Origin of the sequence: Phenylobacterium sp., from assembly GCF_036563385.1 — a bacterium.
In the GTDB taxonomy this organism is placed as follows: Bacteria; Pseudomonadota; Alphaproteobacteria; order Caulobacterales; family Caulobacteraceae; genus Phenylobacterium.
In genome coordinates this window covers 369,933-383,619 of sequence record NZ_DATCML010000004.1, presented here as the reverse complement: position 1 = coordinate 383,619, position 13,687 = coordinate 369,933, and the positions used below count along the sequence as shown (strand labels likewise).

Sequence of the window (13,687 nt, the reverse complement as noted above, 5' to 3'; positions counted from 1 at the left end):
AGGCCGTGTTGCAGGCGGAGGTGGTCGGCCGCTGGCCGGCGCCCGAGGCCAACCAGGGCGTCGCCGTGGACGCCCGCCACTTCTACGCGGTCGGCAACTCGGTCATCGCCAAGTACAACCGGCGGACCGGGGCCAAGGTCGCCGAGTGGACGGGCGATCCGGCGCGCTTTCCGCACCTGAACTCCTGCGCGGTGATCGGCCGCGAGCTGGTGTGCGCGGCGTCCAACTATCCGGCCACGCCGCACGTGAGCTCGGTGGAGGTCTTCGACCCCAGGCGCATGACCCACCTGCGAACCGTCGCCCTGGGGCCTGACCAGCCCGGCTCCCTCACCTGGGTGGATCGACGCGACGGCGCCTGGTGGGCCGCCTTCGCCAATTACGACGGGCGCGGCGGCGAGCCGGGCCGCGACCACCGCTACACGACCCTCGTGAAATTCGACGACCGGTGGCGCCGCCAGGAGGCCTGGAGCTTCCCCGCCGCGGTCCTGGCCGGATTCGCGCCGCGCAGCACGTCGGGCGGCGCCTGGGGCGAGGACGGCCGGCTCTATGTCACCGGCCACGACCGGCCGGAGGTCTATGTGCTGGCCCTGCCCAGAGGCGGGGCGGTGCTCGACCACCTGGCCACCATCTCGGTGGCGGTGGAGGGGCAGGCGATCGCCTTCGACCGCTCGGCGCCACGCACGCTGTTCGGCATCCGCCGGCCGGCCAGAGAGGTCGTCGCGATGCGCCTGCCACCCGTGGGGGAAGAATGAACCGCAGACTGTTCGCCGCCGGCCTCATGGCCCTGACGCTCGCCGCCTGCGGCAAGGGCGAGCCCGAGCCGAAGGTGCTGAACTTCTCGATCCTGGCGACCGAGAGCCGGCAGTCGGCCGAGGCCGACTGGCAGCCGTTCCTGGACGACATGAGCAAGGCGCTGGGCATGCCGGTCCGGCCCTTCTTCGGGACCAACTACACCGGCCTGATCGAGGCCATGCGGTTCAAGCAGACCGACGTCGGCTGGTTCACCAACCAGTCGGGGCTGGAGGCCGTGCGCCGCGCCGAGGGCGAGGTGTTCGCAAGGTCGGTCAACCCGTCGGGCGTCGACGGCTACGAGGCGGTGATCATCGTCAAGAAGGGTTCGGGGCTGACGCTGGAGAAGGTGCTGGCCTGCGACCGCTCGCTCGACTTCGGCATGGGCGACGCCAAGTCGACCTCGGGCACGCTGGCCCCGATCACCTACCTGTTCGCCCCGCGCGGCGTCGACCCGAACACCTGCTTCAAGACCGTGAAGTCGGCGAACCACGAGGCCAACCTGTTCGCGGTGGGCAACGGGGTGCTGGACGCCGCGACCAACAACACCGCCTCGATCGAGCGCATGGGCATGCTGGGCACCGAGGTGGCCAACCACACCCTGGCCAACGTGGACATCGTCTGGCGCAGCCCGCGGATTCCCGAGGACCCCATGGTCTGGCGCAAGGACCTCGACCCGGCCCTGAAGAAGAAGATCGCCGACTTCATGTTCAGCTACGGCGTCGGCGACACGCCGGATGCCAAGCGCCAGCGGGCCGTCCTGGCCCGCATCCAGACCCTGCCGTTCAAGGCGGCCGACGACCGTCACCTGCTGACGGTGCGGGAAATGGAGGCGACGGGCGCGATGCTGCAGGCGCGCTCGAAGGGCGACGCCGCGGCCGAGGCCGCGGCGAAGGCCGAGCTCGCCAAGATCCAGAAGGAGAAGGCGGCCGGCGAGGGGTAGGGCTCTAGCCACCTGCGCCGGCGGCGCGCCCCGGCGTTCTCCCTCTCCCGCAAGCGGGAGAGGGCGGGGTGAGGGCGGCGCCGGGCGTGGACGGGCGGGGCGTTGGACCCGGGGCCAACCGGAGCGGCGGCTGAACCGCTGGCGCCGCCCTCACCCAGCCTCTCCCGCAAGCGGGAGAGGGGGCGTGTCCCATAGCCCTCCTCCTCGATGGAGGAGGGTTGGGTGGTGGTGTTCGCGCCGGGGCGGCCGCAGAGGGCGCAGGTGGGCGTCGGCGCCGGACAGAGCTTCGCCTTCCGCTCACTGCGCACACTACCATCCCCGCCCTTCCTCCATCGAGGAGGAAGGGAGAGCGGCGCCGCCGCCGCGCGAGCTTGATAAGCTTGTCTGGGTGGTGGCCTTCTCCCTATGCCGGTGGGAGCGGGCTTTAGGTCCTACTGGTCCTGCGCCAGGAGGAAGTGGCCACGCAGCGCCGCCACCGGTTGGGACCTCGCGTCCTGCCAGGCTTCCACGTGGATGTTGGCCACGCGGCGGCCGACCTTGCGCAGGTCCGCCCGGGCGTAGGTGGTCATTGCGCGGCCGGGGCGCAGGTACTCGATCGTGACGTCGATCGTCTTCGGCGCCTTTGCGGACTTCTGGGCGACCGCCAGCTGGGCGAGGGCGGTGGCCTCCAGGAAGGCGCCCAGGACGCCGCCGTGCAGGGCCGGCAGCATGACGTTGCCCACCAGGTGTTCGGCGAAAGGCAGGATGGCGGTCATCTCGTCGCCGGCCAGCTCGGCGCGCATGCCGAGGAAGCGGACGTAAGGCGCCCGCTGGAGGAAGGCCTCCAGGCGTTCCGCGGCCTCGCTCATGCGGGGGCGCCCTGCAGGACGAAGGCGGCCTGGGCGGTGGCGATCGGGTCGGCGGGATCCTCGTCCCAAGCCTGGGCGCGGACGAAGGCGATGGTGCGGGTGACCTTGTAGCAATGCGCCTCGGCGGTGACCCCGGCGCGCGGCTTGGCGGCCCGCATGTAGTCGATGCGCAGGTCGAGGGTGGCGGTGGAGGTCCGGGCCCCGTGGCGGCTCATGATCGACAGGCCGCAGACATGGTCGAGCAGGGTGGTGACGACGCCGCCGGCGATGACCCCGGTATCGGGATCACCCGCCAGGTCCTCGCGCCAGGGAACCATGATGGCGCCCTTGGACGGTTCGACCGAGACGAGGCGGAAGCCCAGGGCGGCGGCCTGGGGGGCGCCTATGGCCATCATCTCGGCCATCTGGCGCAGCGTGTCTTGGTCGGCGCTCATCCGCCTAGCGGGTAGGGCCGACCCGGCCCGCGGTCAATCCGCGGGCCACGGTTGCGGGCGACGCCTAGAGCGCGAAGGTGGTCATCCAGGCCACAACGGCGGTCAGCGGGACAGCGGCCATGGCGATGTTGAAGACGCCCAGAAGCGGAGACATGGAGTTCGACATGATGACCCTCAGAAGTTCTTGTGTTTCGCGGCGGGATCGCCGCGTTCGCTGAGGGCGGGTGTATGAGAGCCTCACCTTGAATACACGTTAAAGCGCAGTCATGACGCCGAATTAACAACATGGACGGCTGGTAATATTCTGGAAACTGCGTGAGGGATCGCAGTCGGCGCAGCGGCGCTTATATGCACGCGATGATCCGACCGCAGGACCTGCTCTGCCCGAGGCCCGAGGGGCTCTATTGCGCCCCCGGCGACTTCTACATCGACCCGGTCCGGCCAGTGGAGCGCGCGGTGATCACCCACGGCCACTCCGACCACGCCCGCTCGGGCCATGGCGCGGTTCTGGCGACGCCCGAGACCCTGGACATCATGGGCGAGCGCTACGGGCTGGAGTTCGCGCGCGCCATGCAGGCGGCGGAATACGGCGAGGTGGTGAACCGCGACGCGGTGGAGGTGACGCTGGTTCCCGCCGGCCACGTGCTGGGCTCGGCGCAGGCGGTGGTGCGCTGGAAGGGCCTCACCATGGTGGTCAGCGGCGACTACAAACGCAGGCGCGATCCCACCTGCCCCCGCTTCGAGCCGGTGCCCTGCGACGTGTTCATCTCGGAGGCCACCTTCGGCCTGCCGGTCTTCCGGCATCCCGACGACAGGGACGAGATCGCCCGCCTCCTTCGCTCGGTGGCGCAGTTCCCCGAGCGGGCGCACCTGGTCGGCGCCTATGCGCTTGGCAAGGCGCAGCGCGTGATCCGGCTGCTGCGCGAGGCGGGCTGGGACCGGCCGATCTATGTTCACGGGGCGCTGGATCGGCTGAACGCCCTCTACGAGAAGCACGGGGTGGACCTGGGGCCGCTCGAGCCCGCCACCACGGGCAAGAAGACCGATTTCGCCGGACAAATCATCATCGCCCCGCCGTCGGCGACCCAGGACCGCTGGAGCCGCCGCTTCCCCGATCCCGTGTCGGCCTTCGCGTCCGGGTGGATGCAGGTGCGCGCGCGGGCGCGCCAGCGCGGCTGCGAGCTGCCGCTGGTGATCTCCGACCACGCCGACTGGGACGAGCTCACCGCGACGGTGGACGAGATCCGGCCCGGCGAGCTGTGGATCACCCATGGGCGTGAGGAGGCGCTGGCCCGCTGGGCCGAGCTGCACGGCGTCCCGGCCCGGGCGCTGGCCCTGGTCGGCTACGAGGAAGAGGGCGACGACTAGACGAGCGTCAGCGCCAAGCCCATGGCGGCCACCACCAGAGCGCTCCAGGTCAGGATCATGCCGCCGGCCCGCGGCAGGTTGGGTGTGGGCAGGTACATGCCGATGGCGTGGGCGATGCGGCCGACAACGAGCATGGCCGCCGTCGTCCACAGCAGCCAATCCGGCGCCGCGGCCCCCTCCGCCAAGCCGATGACGATCAGCGCCAGCGGCACGTACTCCACGAAGTTGGCCTGCACGCGAACGCGCTTCTGCAGGAGAGCGTCGCCGCCTTCGCCCAGCGAGACCTTGGCTCTGAACCGGCGTGCGGTGACCGGCAGGCTGAGGGCGACGAGCCCTAGGGCGGCGAGCACGGCGAGGCCGGAGGTGATGGGCAGGGGCGGCATGTGGCCTCCATGGTCGAGCTTGTGCGGGCTCACCGTGTCGGCTAAACTTGCAAAATGCAAGCGTCTGAGTTTCGCTCCGGCTGCCCGATCGCTTCGGCCCTCGACATCCTGGGCGACCGATGGACCCTGCTGGTCATCCGCAACCTCGCGCTCGGCGCCCGCAGCTACGGCGACTTCCGCAAGGCGCCGGAGCAGATCGCCACAAACATCCTCGCCGACCGGCTCGCCCGGCTGGAGCGGTGCGGCCTTATCGAGGCCGCGCCGGCGCGGTCGGGCGCACGGGGCGGCTATCGGCTGACGCGGGCGGGGGCCGAGCTGCTGCCCGTGCTGCAGGCGCTTGGCCGCTGGGCCGGCGAGCACCTGCCCAACCGCTGGGCGCCGCCGGACGGCTTCATGGAGGCGACCCCGGACGACCTTCTGGCGCGGGGGTGAACGTCGCTCCCGCAAGGGCGAGGAACTCGGGCCTCCGGGCCACGTTCGCTCCGCGAAAGGAGCTTTCCATGTCCGAACCCTTTGCGCCGGGCGTCTCCGGCGGCATGACCGGCGGCGACGGCTTTGGCGGTCCCGCGTCTAGGCCCGCCGGCGACGGCCTGCCGCCGAAGACTGGGACCGGCATGCACACGCCCGGGTCGGACGACTCCGTCGACACCGGCCTCGGCGGCGGGGACGGCGACATCGGCCCCGACACCGGCGGCATGGCCGGCGAAGGCTGAGGCCTTCTGCCTCTCCCGCAGGCGGGAGAGGGCTCGCGCTGGCGCCGCTTGATCCCAAGGCCCACCTGCAGAGTTGATGCAGGGCCGGGGCGGCCCGGCCGTGACGAAGGATCTGGATTGCGCGCGTTCGCCGAGCTGCTCGATCGACTGTCGCTGACGGGTTCGCGCAACGCGAAGCTCACTCTGGTGCGCGACTACCTGCGCGACACGCCCGATCCCGACCGCGGCTGGGCGCTGGCGGCGCTGACGGGCGACCTGACCTTCGATGCGGCCAAGCCCACCTTCATCCGCAAGGCCGTGGAAGAGCGAATGGACCCCCAGCTCTTCTGGTGGTCCTACGACTATGTGGGCGACCTAGCCGAGACTGTCGCCCTGGTCTGGCCGCGCCGGCCGGGCGCCAACCGGGAGCCTGAGCTCTCCGAGGTGGTGGACGGTCTGCGGGGCGCCAGCCGCGCCGAGGTGCAGCGGCTGATCGAAGGCTGGCTGGACGCCATGGCCGAGCCGCGCGAGCGGTGGGCGCTGCTGAAGCTGATGACCCGCGAGCTTCGCGTGGGGCTGACGGCCCGTCTGGCCAAGCGGGCGGCGGCCGAGATGGGCGGGGTGGACCCGGCGGAGATCGAGGAGATCTGGCACGCCCTGCACCCGCCCTACGAGGACCTGTTCGCCTGGCTGGAAGGCCGTTCCGAGAAGCCGTCGAGCGACAATCCCGGCCGCTTCCGGCCGGTGATGCTCGCCCAGGCGATCGACGAGGACGTGGACTTCGGCAAGCTCGACCCGGCCGACTACGCGGCGGAGTGGAAGTGGGACGGCATCCGCGTCCAGGCGGTGCACGAGGGCGGCGTGCGGCGGCTCTACACCCGCACCGGCGACGACATCTCCCGCACCTTCCCGGACATCTTGGACGCCCTGCAGGACGAGGGCGTGCTGGACGGCGAGCTGCTGGTGATCCGCGACGGCCAGGTGGCCCCCTTCGCCGATCTGCAGCAGCGGCTGAACCGCAAGAGCGTCGATGCGAAGCTGATGGCGACCTATCCGGCGGCGATCCGGGCCTACGACATCCTGGCCGAGGGGCGCGAGGACACCCGCACCCTGCCGTTCGCCGACCGGCGCAAGCGGCTGGAGGCCTTTGTCGCGAAGGAGCACAGCCCGCGCATCGACTTGTCGCCGGTGCAGCCCTTCGCCACCTGGAAGGAGCTCGCGGAGCTGCGCGCCGCCCCGCCGGAGGGCGACCCGCAGATCGCCGAGGGGCTGATGCTGAAGCGGTGGGATTCCCTCTACGAGGCCGGCCGACCGAAGGGGCCGTGGTTCAAGTGGAAGCGCGACCCCTACCTGGTGGACGCGGTGCTGATGTACGCCCAGCGCGGGCACGGCAAGCGCTCGAGCTTCTACTCCGACTACACCTTCGGGACCTGGACCGAGGGGCCCGACGGCCAGCGCATGCTGACGCCGGTCGGCAAGGCCTACTTCGGCTTTACCGACGAGGAGCTGAAGCAGATCGACAAGTTCGTCCGCGACAACACGCTGGAGCGCTTCGGGCCGGTGCGCTCGGTGCGGGCCGAGCCCCACGCCGGGTTGGTGTTCGAGGTGGCGTTCGAGGGGCTGCAGCGGTCGGGCCGCCACAAGTCGGGCGTGGCCATGCGCTTCCCGCGCATCAACCGCATCCGCTGGGACAAGCCGCCCGGCGAGGCGGATGAGCTGTCGACCCTGGAACGCCTGCTGGAGAAGATGGAGCGGCGCTAGGCGGAGGGCAGAAGGCCTCGGCTCTCAAGGAAGGCGTAGAGGTCGCCGCCCCCGAACAGCACGCCCTGCACGCCGGCCCGTCGGGCGGCTTCCAGGTCCGACGGCTTGTCGCCGATCATCAGCGAGCGGGCCGCATCGATGGGGAAGTCGGTCATCGCCCGCAGCAGCATGCCAGGGTTCGGCTTGCGGTCCGGCGGATCAGGGTGGCGATAGGCCTCCACCTTGGCCTGCGGGTGCTGCGGGGCGTGGTAGATGGCGTCCACCCGCGCACCGGCGGCGGCGAGGTCCTCGCACATGCGGGCGTGCAGAGCGTGCATGTCGGCCTCGGTGTAGTAGCCCCGGCCGACCCCAGACTGGTTGGTGACCACGATCACGCGCCAGCCGGCTCGGTTGAAGGCGGCGACCACCTCGCGCGCGCCCGGAATCCACTGGAAGTCGTCCCAGCTGCTCACGTAGCCGTGGTCCACGTTCAGCACCCCGTCGCGATCGAGGAAGAGGGCGGGCGTGGGCGTCTGGGCGGGTTCGGGGGGCACGGCCCCGCGGTTACAGCAATCGCCGCTCACAGGCGATTTCAAAAACGCCCGATCCCGGTCTAGGGTCGCCGCCTCGAAGCCCGAGGTCGCCGCTTGTCCCTGTCCCCGCCCGCCGTCCTCACGCTCGACGACCTCAAGGTGGACTTCGAGACCCACGACGGGACGGTGCGCGCGGTGCGCGGCGTCTCGCTGTCCATCCCCCGCGGCGAGACCCTGGGCGTCGTCGGCGAGAGCGGCTCGGGCAAGAGCCAGACCTTCATGGCGGTGATGGGCCTCCTGGCCCGCAACGGCCGGGCCAGCGGCTCGGCCCGTTTCCAGGGGCAGGAGCTGCTGGGCCTCAAGCCGCGCGAGCTGAACCGGCTGCGCGGCTCGAAGATGACCATGATCTTCCAGGACCCGCTCACCGCGCTCACGCCGCACGTGCGGATCGGCGAGCAGATCGCCGAGCCGCTGCGGCTGCACCTGGGGCTGTCGGACGCCGACGCCAGCGCCCGCGCGCGGGAGTGGCTCGAGAAGGTGCGGATCCCCGACGCCGCCCGGCGGCTACGGCAGTACCCCCACGAGCTGTCGGGCGGCATGCGCCAGCGGGTGATGATCGCCGCGGCCATGGCGGGCGGCCCCGAGCTGCTGATCGCCGACGAGCCGACCACCGCCCTGGACGTCACCGTGCAGGCCGAGATCCTCGACCTGATGGCCGAGCTGCAGCGCGAGACCGGCACGGCCATGGTGCTGATCACCCACGACATGGGGGTGATCGCCAGGCTCGCCGACCGGGTCTGCGTGATGAAGGACGGCGCCTATGTGGAGGAAGGTCCCGTCGGCGAGATCTTCGCGGCGCCGAAGACCGACTACACCCGCGCCCTGCTGGCCGCGGTGCCTCGACTCGACCGGACGGATCGCGGCGGCCGTCCCACCCCTGCGCCTGTGCCGGCGGACGCGCCGGTGGTGGTGGAGGGCCGCGACGTGAAGGTGCACTTCCCGATCCGCCAGGGGCTGTTCGGCAAGACGCGCACCCTGCGGGCTGTCGACGGCGTCTCGTTCCAGGTGCGCCAGGGCGAGACCTTGGGCGTGGTCGGCGAGAGCGGATCGGGCAAGTCGACCCTGGCGCGCGCCGTGCTGAACCTGCTGCCTGCCACCAGCGGCGCGGTCACCCTGCTGGGCCGGGACATCACCCACGCGGACCGGGAGACCTGGCGCCGCGCGCGCAAGGACCTGCAGATCGTCTTCCAGGACCCGCTGGCGAGCCTGGATCCGCGCATGACCATCGGCGACTCCATCGGCGAGCCGCTGCGCGTGTTCCGGCCGCAGCTGTCGCGCGGCGAGCGGGAGGCCGAGGCGCGCGCGATGATGCAGCGGGTGGAGCTCGACCCCGCCCTGATCAACCGCTATCCGCACGAGCTCTCCGGCGGCCAGAACCAGCGGGTGGGCATCGCCCGGGCGATGATCCTCAAGCCGCGGCTGGTCATCTGCGACGAGGCGGTGTCGGCGCTCGACGTCTCGATCCGCGCCCAGATCATCGACCTGCTGATCGCCCTGCAGCGGGAGATGGGGCTCGCCATGGTGTTCATCAGCCACGACCTGGCCGTGGTCCGAGAGATCAGCCACCGGGTGCTGGTGCTCTACCTCGGGCGGGTGGTGGAGCTGGCCGAGCGCGACCGGCTCTATGCGGACGCGCGCCACCCCTACACCCGCGCCCTGCTTTCGGCCGCGCCGATCCCCGACCCGGCGGTCGAACGCACCCGCCAGCGGCTGAAGCTGGCCGGTGAGCCGCCGAGCCCGATGGACCCGCGCGCGGCCCTGCGGTTCCTGCCCTCGCGCCTGCCGGCCGATCCGCACGCGCCGATCCTTGCGCCCGAGCTGCGCGAGGTGGCGCCAGGCCACTTGGTGGCCGAGTTCGACGCCTGAGCGGCGGCAGGTCTTCGCACCTGCACACGCGACGTTGCCCGTCAGGGCGCCCGCCGTTAGGTTGCCCGACCTTTGGTGACAGCAGCCCGGCCATGACTCTGACCCTCGACGACATCCGCGCGGCCGAAGAGCGGCTGAAGGGTCACATCGAGCGTACGCCCTGCCGCCACTCCAAGACCCTGTCGGAGATCACCGGCGCCGAGGTCTGGGTGAAGTTCGAGAACCTGCAGTTCACCGCCGCCTACAAGGAGCGCGGCGCGCTGAACAAGCTGCTGCAGCTCACCGACGCGGAGAAGAAGCGCGGCGTCATCGCGGCCTCGGCCGGCAACCACAGCCAGGGCCTGGCCTACCACGCCGCCCGCCTGGGCATCCCGGTCACCATCGTCATGCCGCGCGGCACCCCCTTCGTGAAGGTGCAGCAGACCCGCAATCACGGGGCCGAGGTGGTGATCGACGGCGACGGCTACGACGAGGCGTCGGCCTTCGCCCGCAAGGTCTGCGACGAGCGCGACCTGGTCTTCGTCCACCCGTTCAACGACCTCGACGTCATGGCCGGCCAGGGCACGGTGGCGCTGGAGATGCTGGAGGACGTGCCCGAACTCGAGGTGCTTCCGGTGCCGATCGGCGGCGGCGGGCTGATCGCCGGCATGGCCACCGCGGCCAAGCAGCTGAAGGGCGATATCCGCGTGGTCGGGCTGGAGCCCGCCATGTATCCCTCCTTCACCGCCAAGATGCGCGGCGTGAACGCCGGGGCCGCAGCCGGCGGCTCGACCATCGCGGAGGGCATCGCGGTCAAGCAGGTGGGGGACCTCAGCTACGGGGTGGCCCGGCCGCTGATCGACGACGTGCTGCTGATCGAGGAGCCGCATTTCGAGAAGGCCGTCGCCCTGTACTGCAACGTGGAAAAGACCGTCACCGAGGGCGCGGGGGCCGCAGCCCTGGCCGCCCTGCTGGCTTATCCCGAGCGGTTCCGCGGCAAGAAGTGCGGCCTCGTCATCACCGGCGGCAACATCGACACCCGCCTGCTGGCGTCCGTCCTGACCCGGGAGCTGGTGCGCGAGCAGCGCATCGTCAGCCTGAGGATCATCGGCGACGACCGGCCGGGCCTGCTGGCCAACGTCTCGATGATCATCGGCCAGCTCGGCGCCAACATCATCGAGGTGGCCCACAACCGCTTGGCGCTGGACGTGCCGGCCAAGGGCGCCGAGTTCGACCTGATGATCGAAACCCGCGACGCCCAGCACACCCACGAGATCATGGATGCGCTGCGCGAGCGCGGCTACCCGCCGAGGGCTGTCTAGATGATGTTCCGCACCCTGCTGATCGCCGCCGCTGCGCTGTCGCTCGCCGCCTGCCAGGGCCAGAAGCCGCTGCCCGACCAGAGCCAAGCGTCCCGCGCCTTCATCGAGAAGACCGCCAAGGAGCCGGGCGTCCAGCGCCTGCCGTCCGGCGTGCTCTACAAGGTGGTGCGCCAGGGGCCGGCGAACGGCACGCGGCCGCAGCTCTCCGACGAGGTGAAGGTCCACTACGAGGGCAAGCTGATCGACGGCAAGGTGTTCGACAGCTCCTATGAGCGGGGCCAGCCGGCCGCCATGCCGCTGCGCGGCCTGATCCCGGCCTGGCAGGAGGCCCTGCAGCTGATGCGGCCCGGCGACGAATGGATCCTCTACGTCCCGCCGGAACAGGGCTACGGGCCCGAGGGCGCCGGCGGCGAGATCCCGCCCAACGCCGCCCTGATCTTCCGTGTCGAACTGATCGCCGTGCTGGAAGGCCCCGGCCACCGGGCGCTGGGGTAGCGCTCGCTCCCCCTCGCCGGGAGGACCTGCTACCACTCGCCTTATGTCGACCGACCTGACGCCCGCCGCCCTGGAGATCCTCGAGACCTTGGTGGCGTTCGACACCACGTCGCGGGGTTCGAACCTGGAGCTGATCGCCTGGGTGGAAGCCTATCTGGACCGCCACGGGGTGGCGCACCGGCGGGTGCCCAACGAGCACGGCGACAAGTCGAACCTGCTGGCCACCATCGGTCCGGCGGCCGAGGGCGGGGTGGTGCTCTCGGGCCATACCGACGTGGTGCCGGTGGACGGCCAGCCGTGGACCACCGACCCCTGGACCCTCACCGAGAAGGGCGGCCGGCTCTACGGGCGCGGGACCTGCGACATGAAGGCCTTCCTGGCGCTCTCGCTCGCGGCGGTCCCCGAGCTCGCGGCGGCCAAGGGTGGCAAGCCGGTGCACCTGGCCTTCTCCTACGACGAGGAGATCGGCTGCCTGGGCGCGCCGGCCATGATCGAGGTGATCCGCCGCGAGCTGCCCAAGCCGGCGGTGGTGGTGGTGGGCGAGCCCACCGACATGGTCGCCGTGAACGGCCATAAGGGCATCGCCACCTTCCGGGTGACCGTCACCGGCCGCGAGGCGCACTCCAGCCAGACCCAGCAGGGCGTCTCGGCGATCATGGAGGCGGTAAAGCTGATGAGCTTCCTGGGCGAGCTGGCGAAGCGGCTGGAGGCCGAGGCGGACCCGGAGTCTCCGTTCACGCCCAAGGGCGCCACCCTGACCATCGGCATGGTGAACGGCGGCACGGCGCACAACATCATCGCCCGCGAGTGCGGCTTCACCTTCGACCTGCGCTGCCCGCCGGGTCTGGAGGTGGACGAGGTGCTCGCCCCCTTCTACGCCGAGGCCCGCAAGCTTGACGCCGCGCTCAAGGCCCGCGCGCCGGAGGCCGGCGTGATGGTGGAGAAGAAGACCGACGTGCCGCCGTTTGCGCCCGAGCCCGGCGGCGCTGCCGAGGCCTTCGCGCGGCGCCTCGCCGGGGACAACGGCCCGCCGCGCGTGGTCGCCTTCGCCGCCGAGGCGGGCCAGTTCCAGCGCGGCGGCTTCTCCACCGTGATCTGCGGGCCGGGTTCCATCGCCCAGGCGCACCAGCCGGACGAGTACCTGGAGCGATCTCAGCTGGAGCGCGGCGCCGCCTTCATGCGCCGCCTGATCGAGTGGGCCGCAGAGGCCTGATCACCGGCCGCCGATAGACGAGGTCCTTGGGGTCCCAGGTCATGGCGCGCGCGAGCTGCAGGGCCGAGACCCGGCGCGCCTTCTGAACCGAGCGGCGACTGCGCATCACCTGCGGCAGACCCTTCAGGGCGGCGACGAACGCGCGCCAGACCACGCCGGCCTGCGCCCGGTTGTCCCGCCGTGAGGAGATGTAGGCCACGGCCGCCAGATGCAGCGGCAGGACCAGCGGAATCAGCAGCAGGGGCGTGTCCTTGAACACCACCCAGAAGCGGTTGCGGGTGCCGTGGAAGACCGCGAACTCGCTCTTGCGCCCGCCGCTCGTGGCCGAGCCTTCGTGGCGCACCACGGCGGACGGAACCACCACCGTCGGCTCGCCGGCGAGCTGCAGCCGATAGCCGAGGTCCACGTCCTCGCAGTAGCAGAAGAACTGCTCGTCGAAGCCGCCCATGGCGAGGAACAGGGCCCGGTCGATCATCATCGCCGCGCCGCACGGCGAGAACACCTCGGCCTCCGGCGTGTCGCCCGGGTCGGGCGCTAGGTAGCCGCCGCGGTAGGGGATGCCGTAGCCGCTCATCACGTCCCCCAGGCCGTCGAGCATGCCGGGGTCCTCGGCCATGAGCTGGCGCGAGGTGAAGGACCGGACCTGGGGATGGCGGCGGGCGGCGGCGAGCAACTGCTCCAGCCAATCCGGCTCGGCCCAGGCGTCGGGGTTGAGCAGCACGTACCAGCGGCCGCGAGCCAGCCGGGCCCCCTGGTTGCCGGCCCCCGCGAAGCCCAGGTTCTCGGAGTTGCGGACCAGCCGTACGCCGGCGAACCCTGCGGCGATCTCCGCGTCGGCGGGGTCGGGGGAGGCGTTGTCGATCACTAGGATCTCGAACCCGCGCAGCGTCTGGGCGGCCAGGCTCTCGAGGCAGCGGCGCAGCAGCGGCCCGGAGTTGTAGGCGATGACGCAGACGCTCAGCTGCGGCTTGTCTTCCGGCGCGGCGTCGTCCATGCGGTGGCGGTTTCCGTCAGCTCCTCAG

15 protein-coding genes are annotated in these 13,687 nt (G+C 71.2%); 10 read left to right on the top strand and 5 right to left on the bottom strand.

Annotation, left to right across the window (positions count from 1 at the left end; all coding sequences use genetic code 11):
- The first annotated feature begins 5 nt into the window (after positions 1 to 5).
- A complete protein-coding gene (locus VIL67_RS02745; RefSeq protein WP_332047307.1) occupies positions 6 to 752 on the top strand; it encodes a hypothetical protein in 747 nt (248 codons plus the stop codon).
- Positions 749 to 1,732 carry a phosphate/phosphite/phosphonate ABC transporter substrate-binding protein gene (gene phnD / locus VIL67_RS02740; RefSeq protein ID WP_332047306.1) on the top strand — a complete coding sequence of 328 codons (984 nt, stop codon included), beginning with the start codon at positions 749 to 751 and terminating at the stop codon, positions 1,730 to 1,732. The genes VIL67_RS02745 and phnD overlap by 4 nt, the downstream gene beginning before the upstream one ends.
- A 431-nt stretch (positions 1,733 to 2,163) precedes the next feature.
- On the opposite strand, the gene VIL67_RS02735 is transcribed toward phnD, so the two are convergent.
- Positions 2,164 to 2,580 carry a PaaI family thioesterase gene (locus VIL67_RS02735; protein WP_332047305.1) on the bottom strand — a complete coding sequence of 139 codons (417 nt, stop codon included), beginning with the start codon at positions 2,578 to 2,580 and terminating at the stop codon, positions 2,164 to 2,166.
- The gene (locus VIL67_RS02730; RefSeq protein ID WP_332047304.1) at positions 2,577 to 3,014 is read right to left on the bottom strand and encodes a PaaI family thioesterase; all 438 of its coding nucleotides are present in this window, start codon (positions 3,012 to 3,014) and stop codon (positions 2,577 to 2,579) included. The genes VIL67_RS02735 and VIL67_RS02730 overlap by 4 nt, the downstream gene beginning before the upstream one ends.
- Positions 3,015 to 3,362: 348 nt before the next feature.
- Between VIL67_RS02730 and VIL67_RS02725 the strand changes: the two genes are divergently transcribed.
- Positions 3,363 to 4,382: a ligase-associated DNA damage response exonuclease gene (locus VIL67_RS02725; protein ID WP_332047303.1), complete on the top strand. Its 1,020-nt coding sequence runs from the start codon at positions 3,363 to 3,365 to the stop codon at positions 4,380 to 4,382.
- Here the strand turns inward: VIL67_RS02725 and VIL67_RS02720 are convergent.
- Positions 4,379 to 4,765 carry an MAPEG family protein gene (locus VIL67_RS02720; RefSeq protein WP_332047302.1) on the bottom strand — a complete coding sequence of 129 codons (387 nt, stop codon included), beginning with the start codon at positions 4,763 to 4,765 and terminating at the stop codon, positions 4,379 to 4,381. The two genes, VIL67_RS02725 and VIL67_RS02720, sit on opposite strands and share 4 nt — an antisense overlap.
- Before the next feature lie 54 nt (positions 4,766 to 4,819).
- Between VIL67_RS02720 and VIL67_RS02715 the strand changes: the two genes are divergently transcribed.
- The 3 genes from VIL67_RS02715 (at position 4,820) to VIL67_RS02705 (ending at position 7,218) form a co-directional block, all read left to right on the top strand.
- On the top strand, positions 4,820 to 5,197 hold the full coding sequence (locus VIL67_RS02715) for a winged helix-turn-helix transcriptional regulator (RefSeq protein WP_332047301.1): 378 nt from the start codon (positions 4,820 to 4,822) through the stop codon (positions 5,195 to 5,197).
- A gap of 68 nt (positions 5,198 to 5,265) precedes the next feature.
- Complete coding sequence (locus VIL67_RS02710) at positions 5,266 to 5,478, top strand: hypothetical protein (RefSeq protein ID WP_332047300.1); 213 nt, start codon at positions 5,266 to 5,268, stop codon at positions 5,476 to 5,478.
- A gap of 117 nt (positions 5,479 to 5,595) precedes the next feature.
- On the top strand, positions 5,596 to 7,218 hold the full coding sequence (locus VIL67_RS02705) for a cisplatin damage response ATP-dependent DNA ligase (protein ID WP_332047299.1): 1,623 nt from the start codon (positions 5,596 to 5,598) through the stop codon (positions 7,216 to 7,218).
- Here the strand turns inward: VIL67_RS02705 and VIL67_RS02700 are convergent.
- Positions 7,215 to 7,751 carry a D-glycero-alpha-D-manno-heptose-1,7-bisphosphate 7-phosphatase gene (locus VIL67_RS02700; RefSeq protein ID WP_332047298.1) on the bottom strand — a complete coding sequence of 179 codons (537 nt, stop codon included), beginning with the start codon at positions 7,749 to 7,751 and terminating at the stop codon, positions 7,215 to 7,217. The genes VIL67_RS02705 and VIL67_RS02700 overlap by 4 nt on opposite strands.
- A gap of 93 nt (positions 7,752 to 7,844) precedes the next feature.
- On the opposite strand from VIL67_RS02700, the gene VIL67_RS02695 reads away from it, so the two are divergent.
- The 4 genes from VIL67_RS02695 to argE all read left to right on the top strand — a co-directional run bounded on the left by VIL67_RS02695 (position 7,845) and on the right by argE (position 12,665).
- Positions 7,845 to 9,656: an ABC transporter ATP-binding protein gene (locus VIL67_RS02695; RefSeq protein ID WP_332047297.1), complete on the top strand. Its 1,812-nt coding sequence runs from the start codon at positions 7,845 to 7,847 to the stop codon at positions 9,654 to 9,656.
- Positions 9,657 to 9,748: 92 nt separating this feature from the next.
- Entirely contained in the window at positions 9,749 to 10,957 is a 1,209-nt protein-coding gene (locus VIL67_RS02690) for a threonine ammonia-lyase (RefSeq protein WP_332047296.1), read from the top strand.
- A complete protein-coding gene (locus VIL67_RS02685; protein ID WP_332047295.1) occupies positions 10,958 to 11,452 on the top strand; it encodes a BamJ family beta-barrel-assembly machinery protein in 495 nt (164 codons plus the stop codon).
- A 43-nt stretch (positions 11,453 to 11,495) separates the two neighbouring features.
- Complete coding sequence (gene argE / locus VIL67_RS02680) at positions 11,496 to 12,665, top strand: acetylornithine deacetylase (protein ID WP_332047294.1); 1,170 nt, start codon at positions 11,496 to 11,498, stop codon at positions 12,663 to 12,665.
- Here the strand turns inward: argE and VIL67_RS02675 are convergent.
- Positions 12,628 to 13,659 (bottom strand): glycosyltransferase family 2 protein, encoded by a 1,032-nt coding sequence (locus tag VIL67_RS02675; protein WP_332047293.1) that lies wholly within the window; start codon positions 13,657 to 13,659, stop codon positions 12,628 to 12,630. The two genes, argE and VIL67_RS02675, sit on opposite strands and share 38 nt — an antisense overlap.
- Positions 13,660 to 13,687: the final 28 nt, after the last annotated feature.

What these genes read in the sequence shown, in the direction of transcription:
- phnD (WP_332047306.1), top strand. Translation starts at nt 749, where the DNA reads ATGAACCGCAGACTGTTCGCCGCCGGCCTCATGGCCCTGACGCTCGCC.
- VIL67_RS02735 (WP_332047305.1), bottom strand. Translation starts at nt 2,580, where the DNA reads ATGAGCGAGGCCGCGGAACGCCTGGAGGCCTTCCTCCAGCGGGCGCCT.
- VIL67_RS02730 (WP_332047304.1), bottom strand. Translation starts at nt 3,014, where the DNA reads ATGAGCGCCGACCAAGACACGCTGCGCCAGATGGCCGAGATGATGGCC.
- VIL67_RS02725 (WP_332047303.1), top strand. Translation starts at nt 3,363, where the DNA reads ATGCACGCGATGATCCGACCGCAGGACCTGCTCTGCCCGAGGCCCGAG.
- VIL67_RS02720 (WP_332047302.1), bottom strand. Translation starts at nt 4,765, where the DNA reads ATGCCGCCCCTGCCCATCACCTCCGGCCTCGCCGTGCTCGCCGCCCTA.
- VIL67_RS02715 (WP_332047301.1), top strand. Translation starts at nt 4,820, where the DNA reads ATGCAAGCGTCTGAGTTTCGCTCCGGCTGCCCGATCGCTTCGGCCCTC.
- VIL67_RS02710 (WP_332047300.1), top strand. Translation starts at nt 5,266, where the DNA reads ATGTCCGAACCCTTTGCGCCGGGCGTCTCCGGCGGCATGACCGGCGGC.
- VIL67_RS02690 (WP_332047296.1), top strand. Translation starts at nt 9,749, where the DNA reads ATGACTCTGACCCTCGACGACATCCGCGCGGCCGAAGAGCGGCTGAAG.
- VIL67_RS02685 (WP_332047295.1), top strand. Translation starts at nt 10,958, where the DNA reads ATGATGTTCCGCACCCTGCTGATCGCCGCCGCTGCGCTGTCGCTCGCC.
- argE (WP_332047294.1), top strand. Translation starts at nt 11,496, where the DNA reads ATGTCGACCGACCTGACGCCCGCCGCCCTGGAGATCCTCGAGACCTTG.
- VIL67_RS02675 (WP_332047293.1), bottom strand. Translation starts at nt 13,659, where the DNA reads ATGGACGACGCCGCGCCGGAAGACAAGCCGCAGCTGAGCGTCTGCGTC.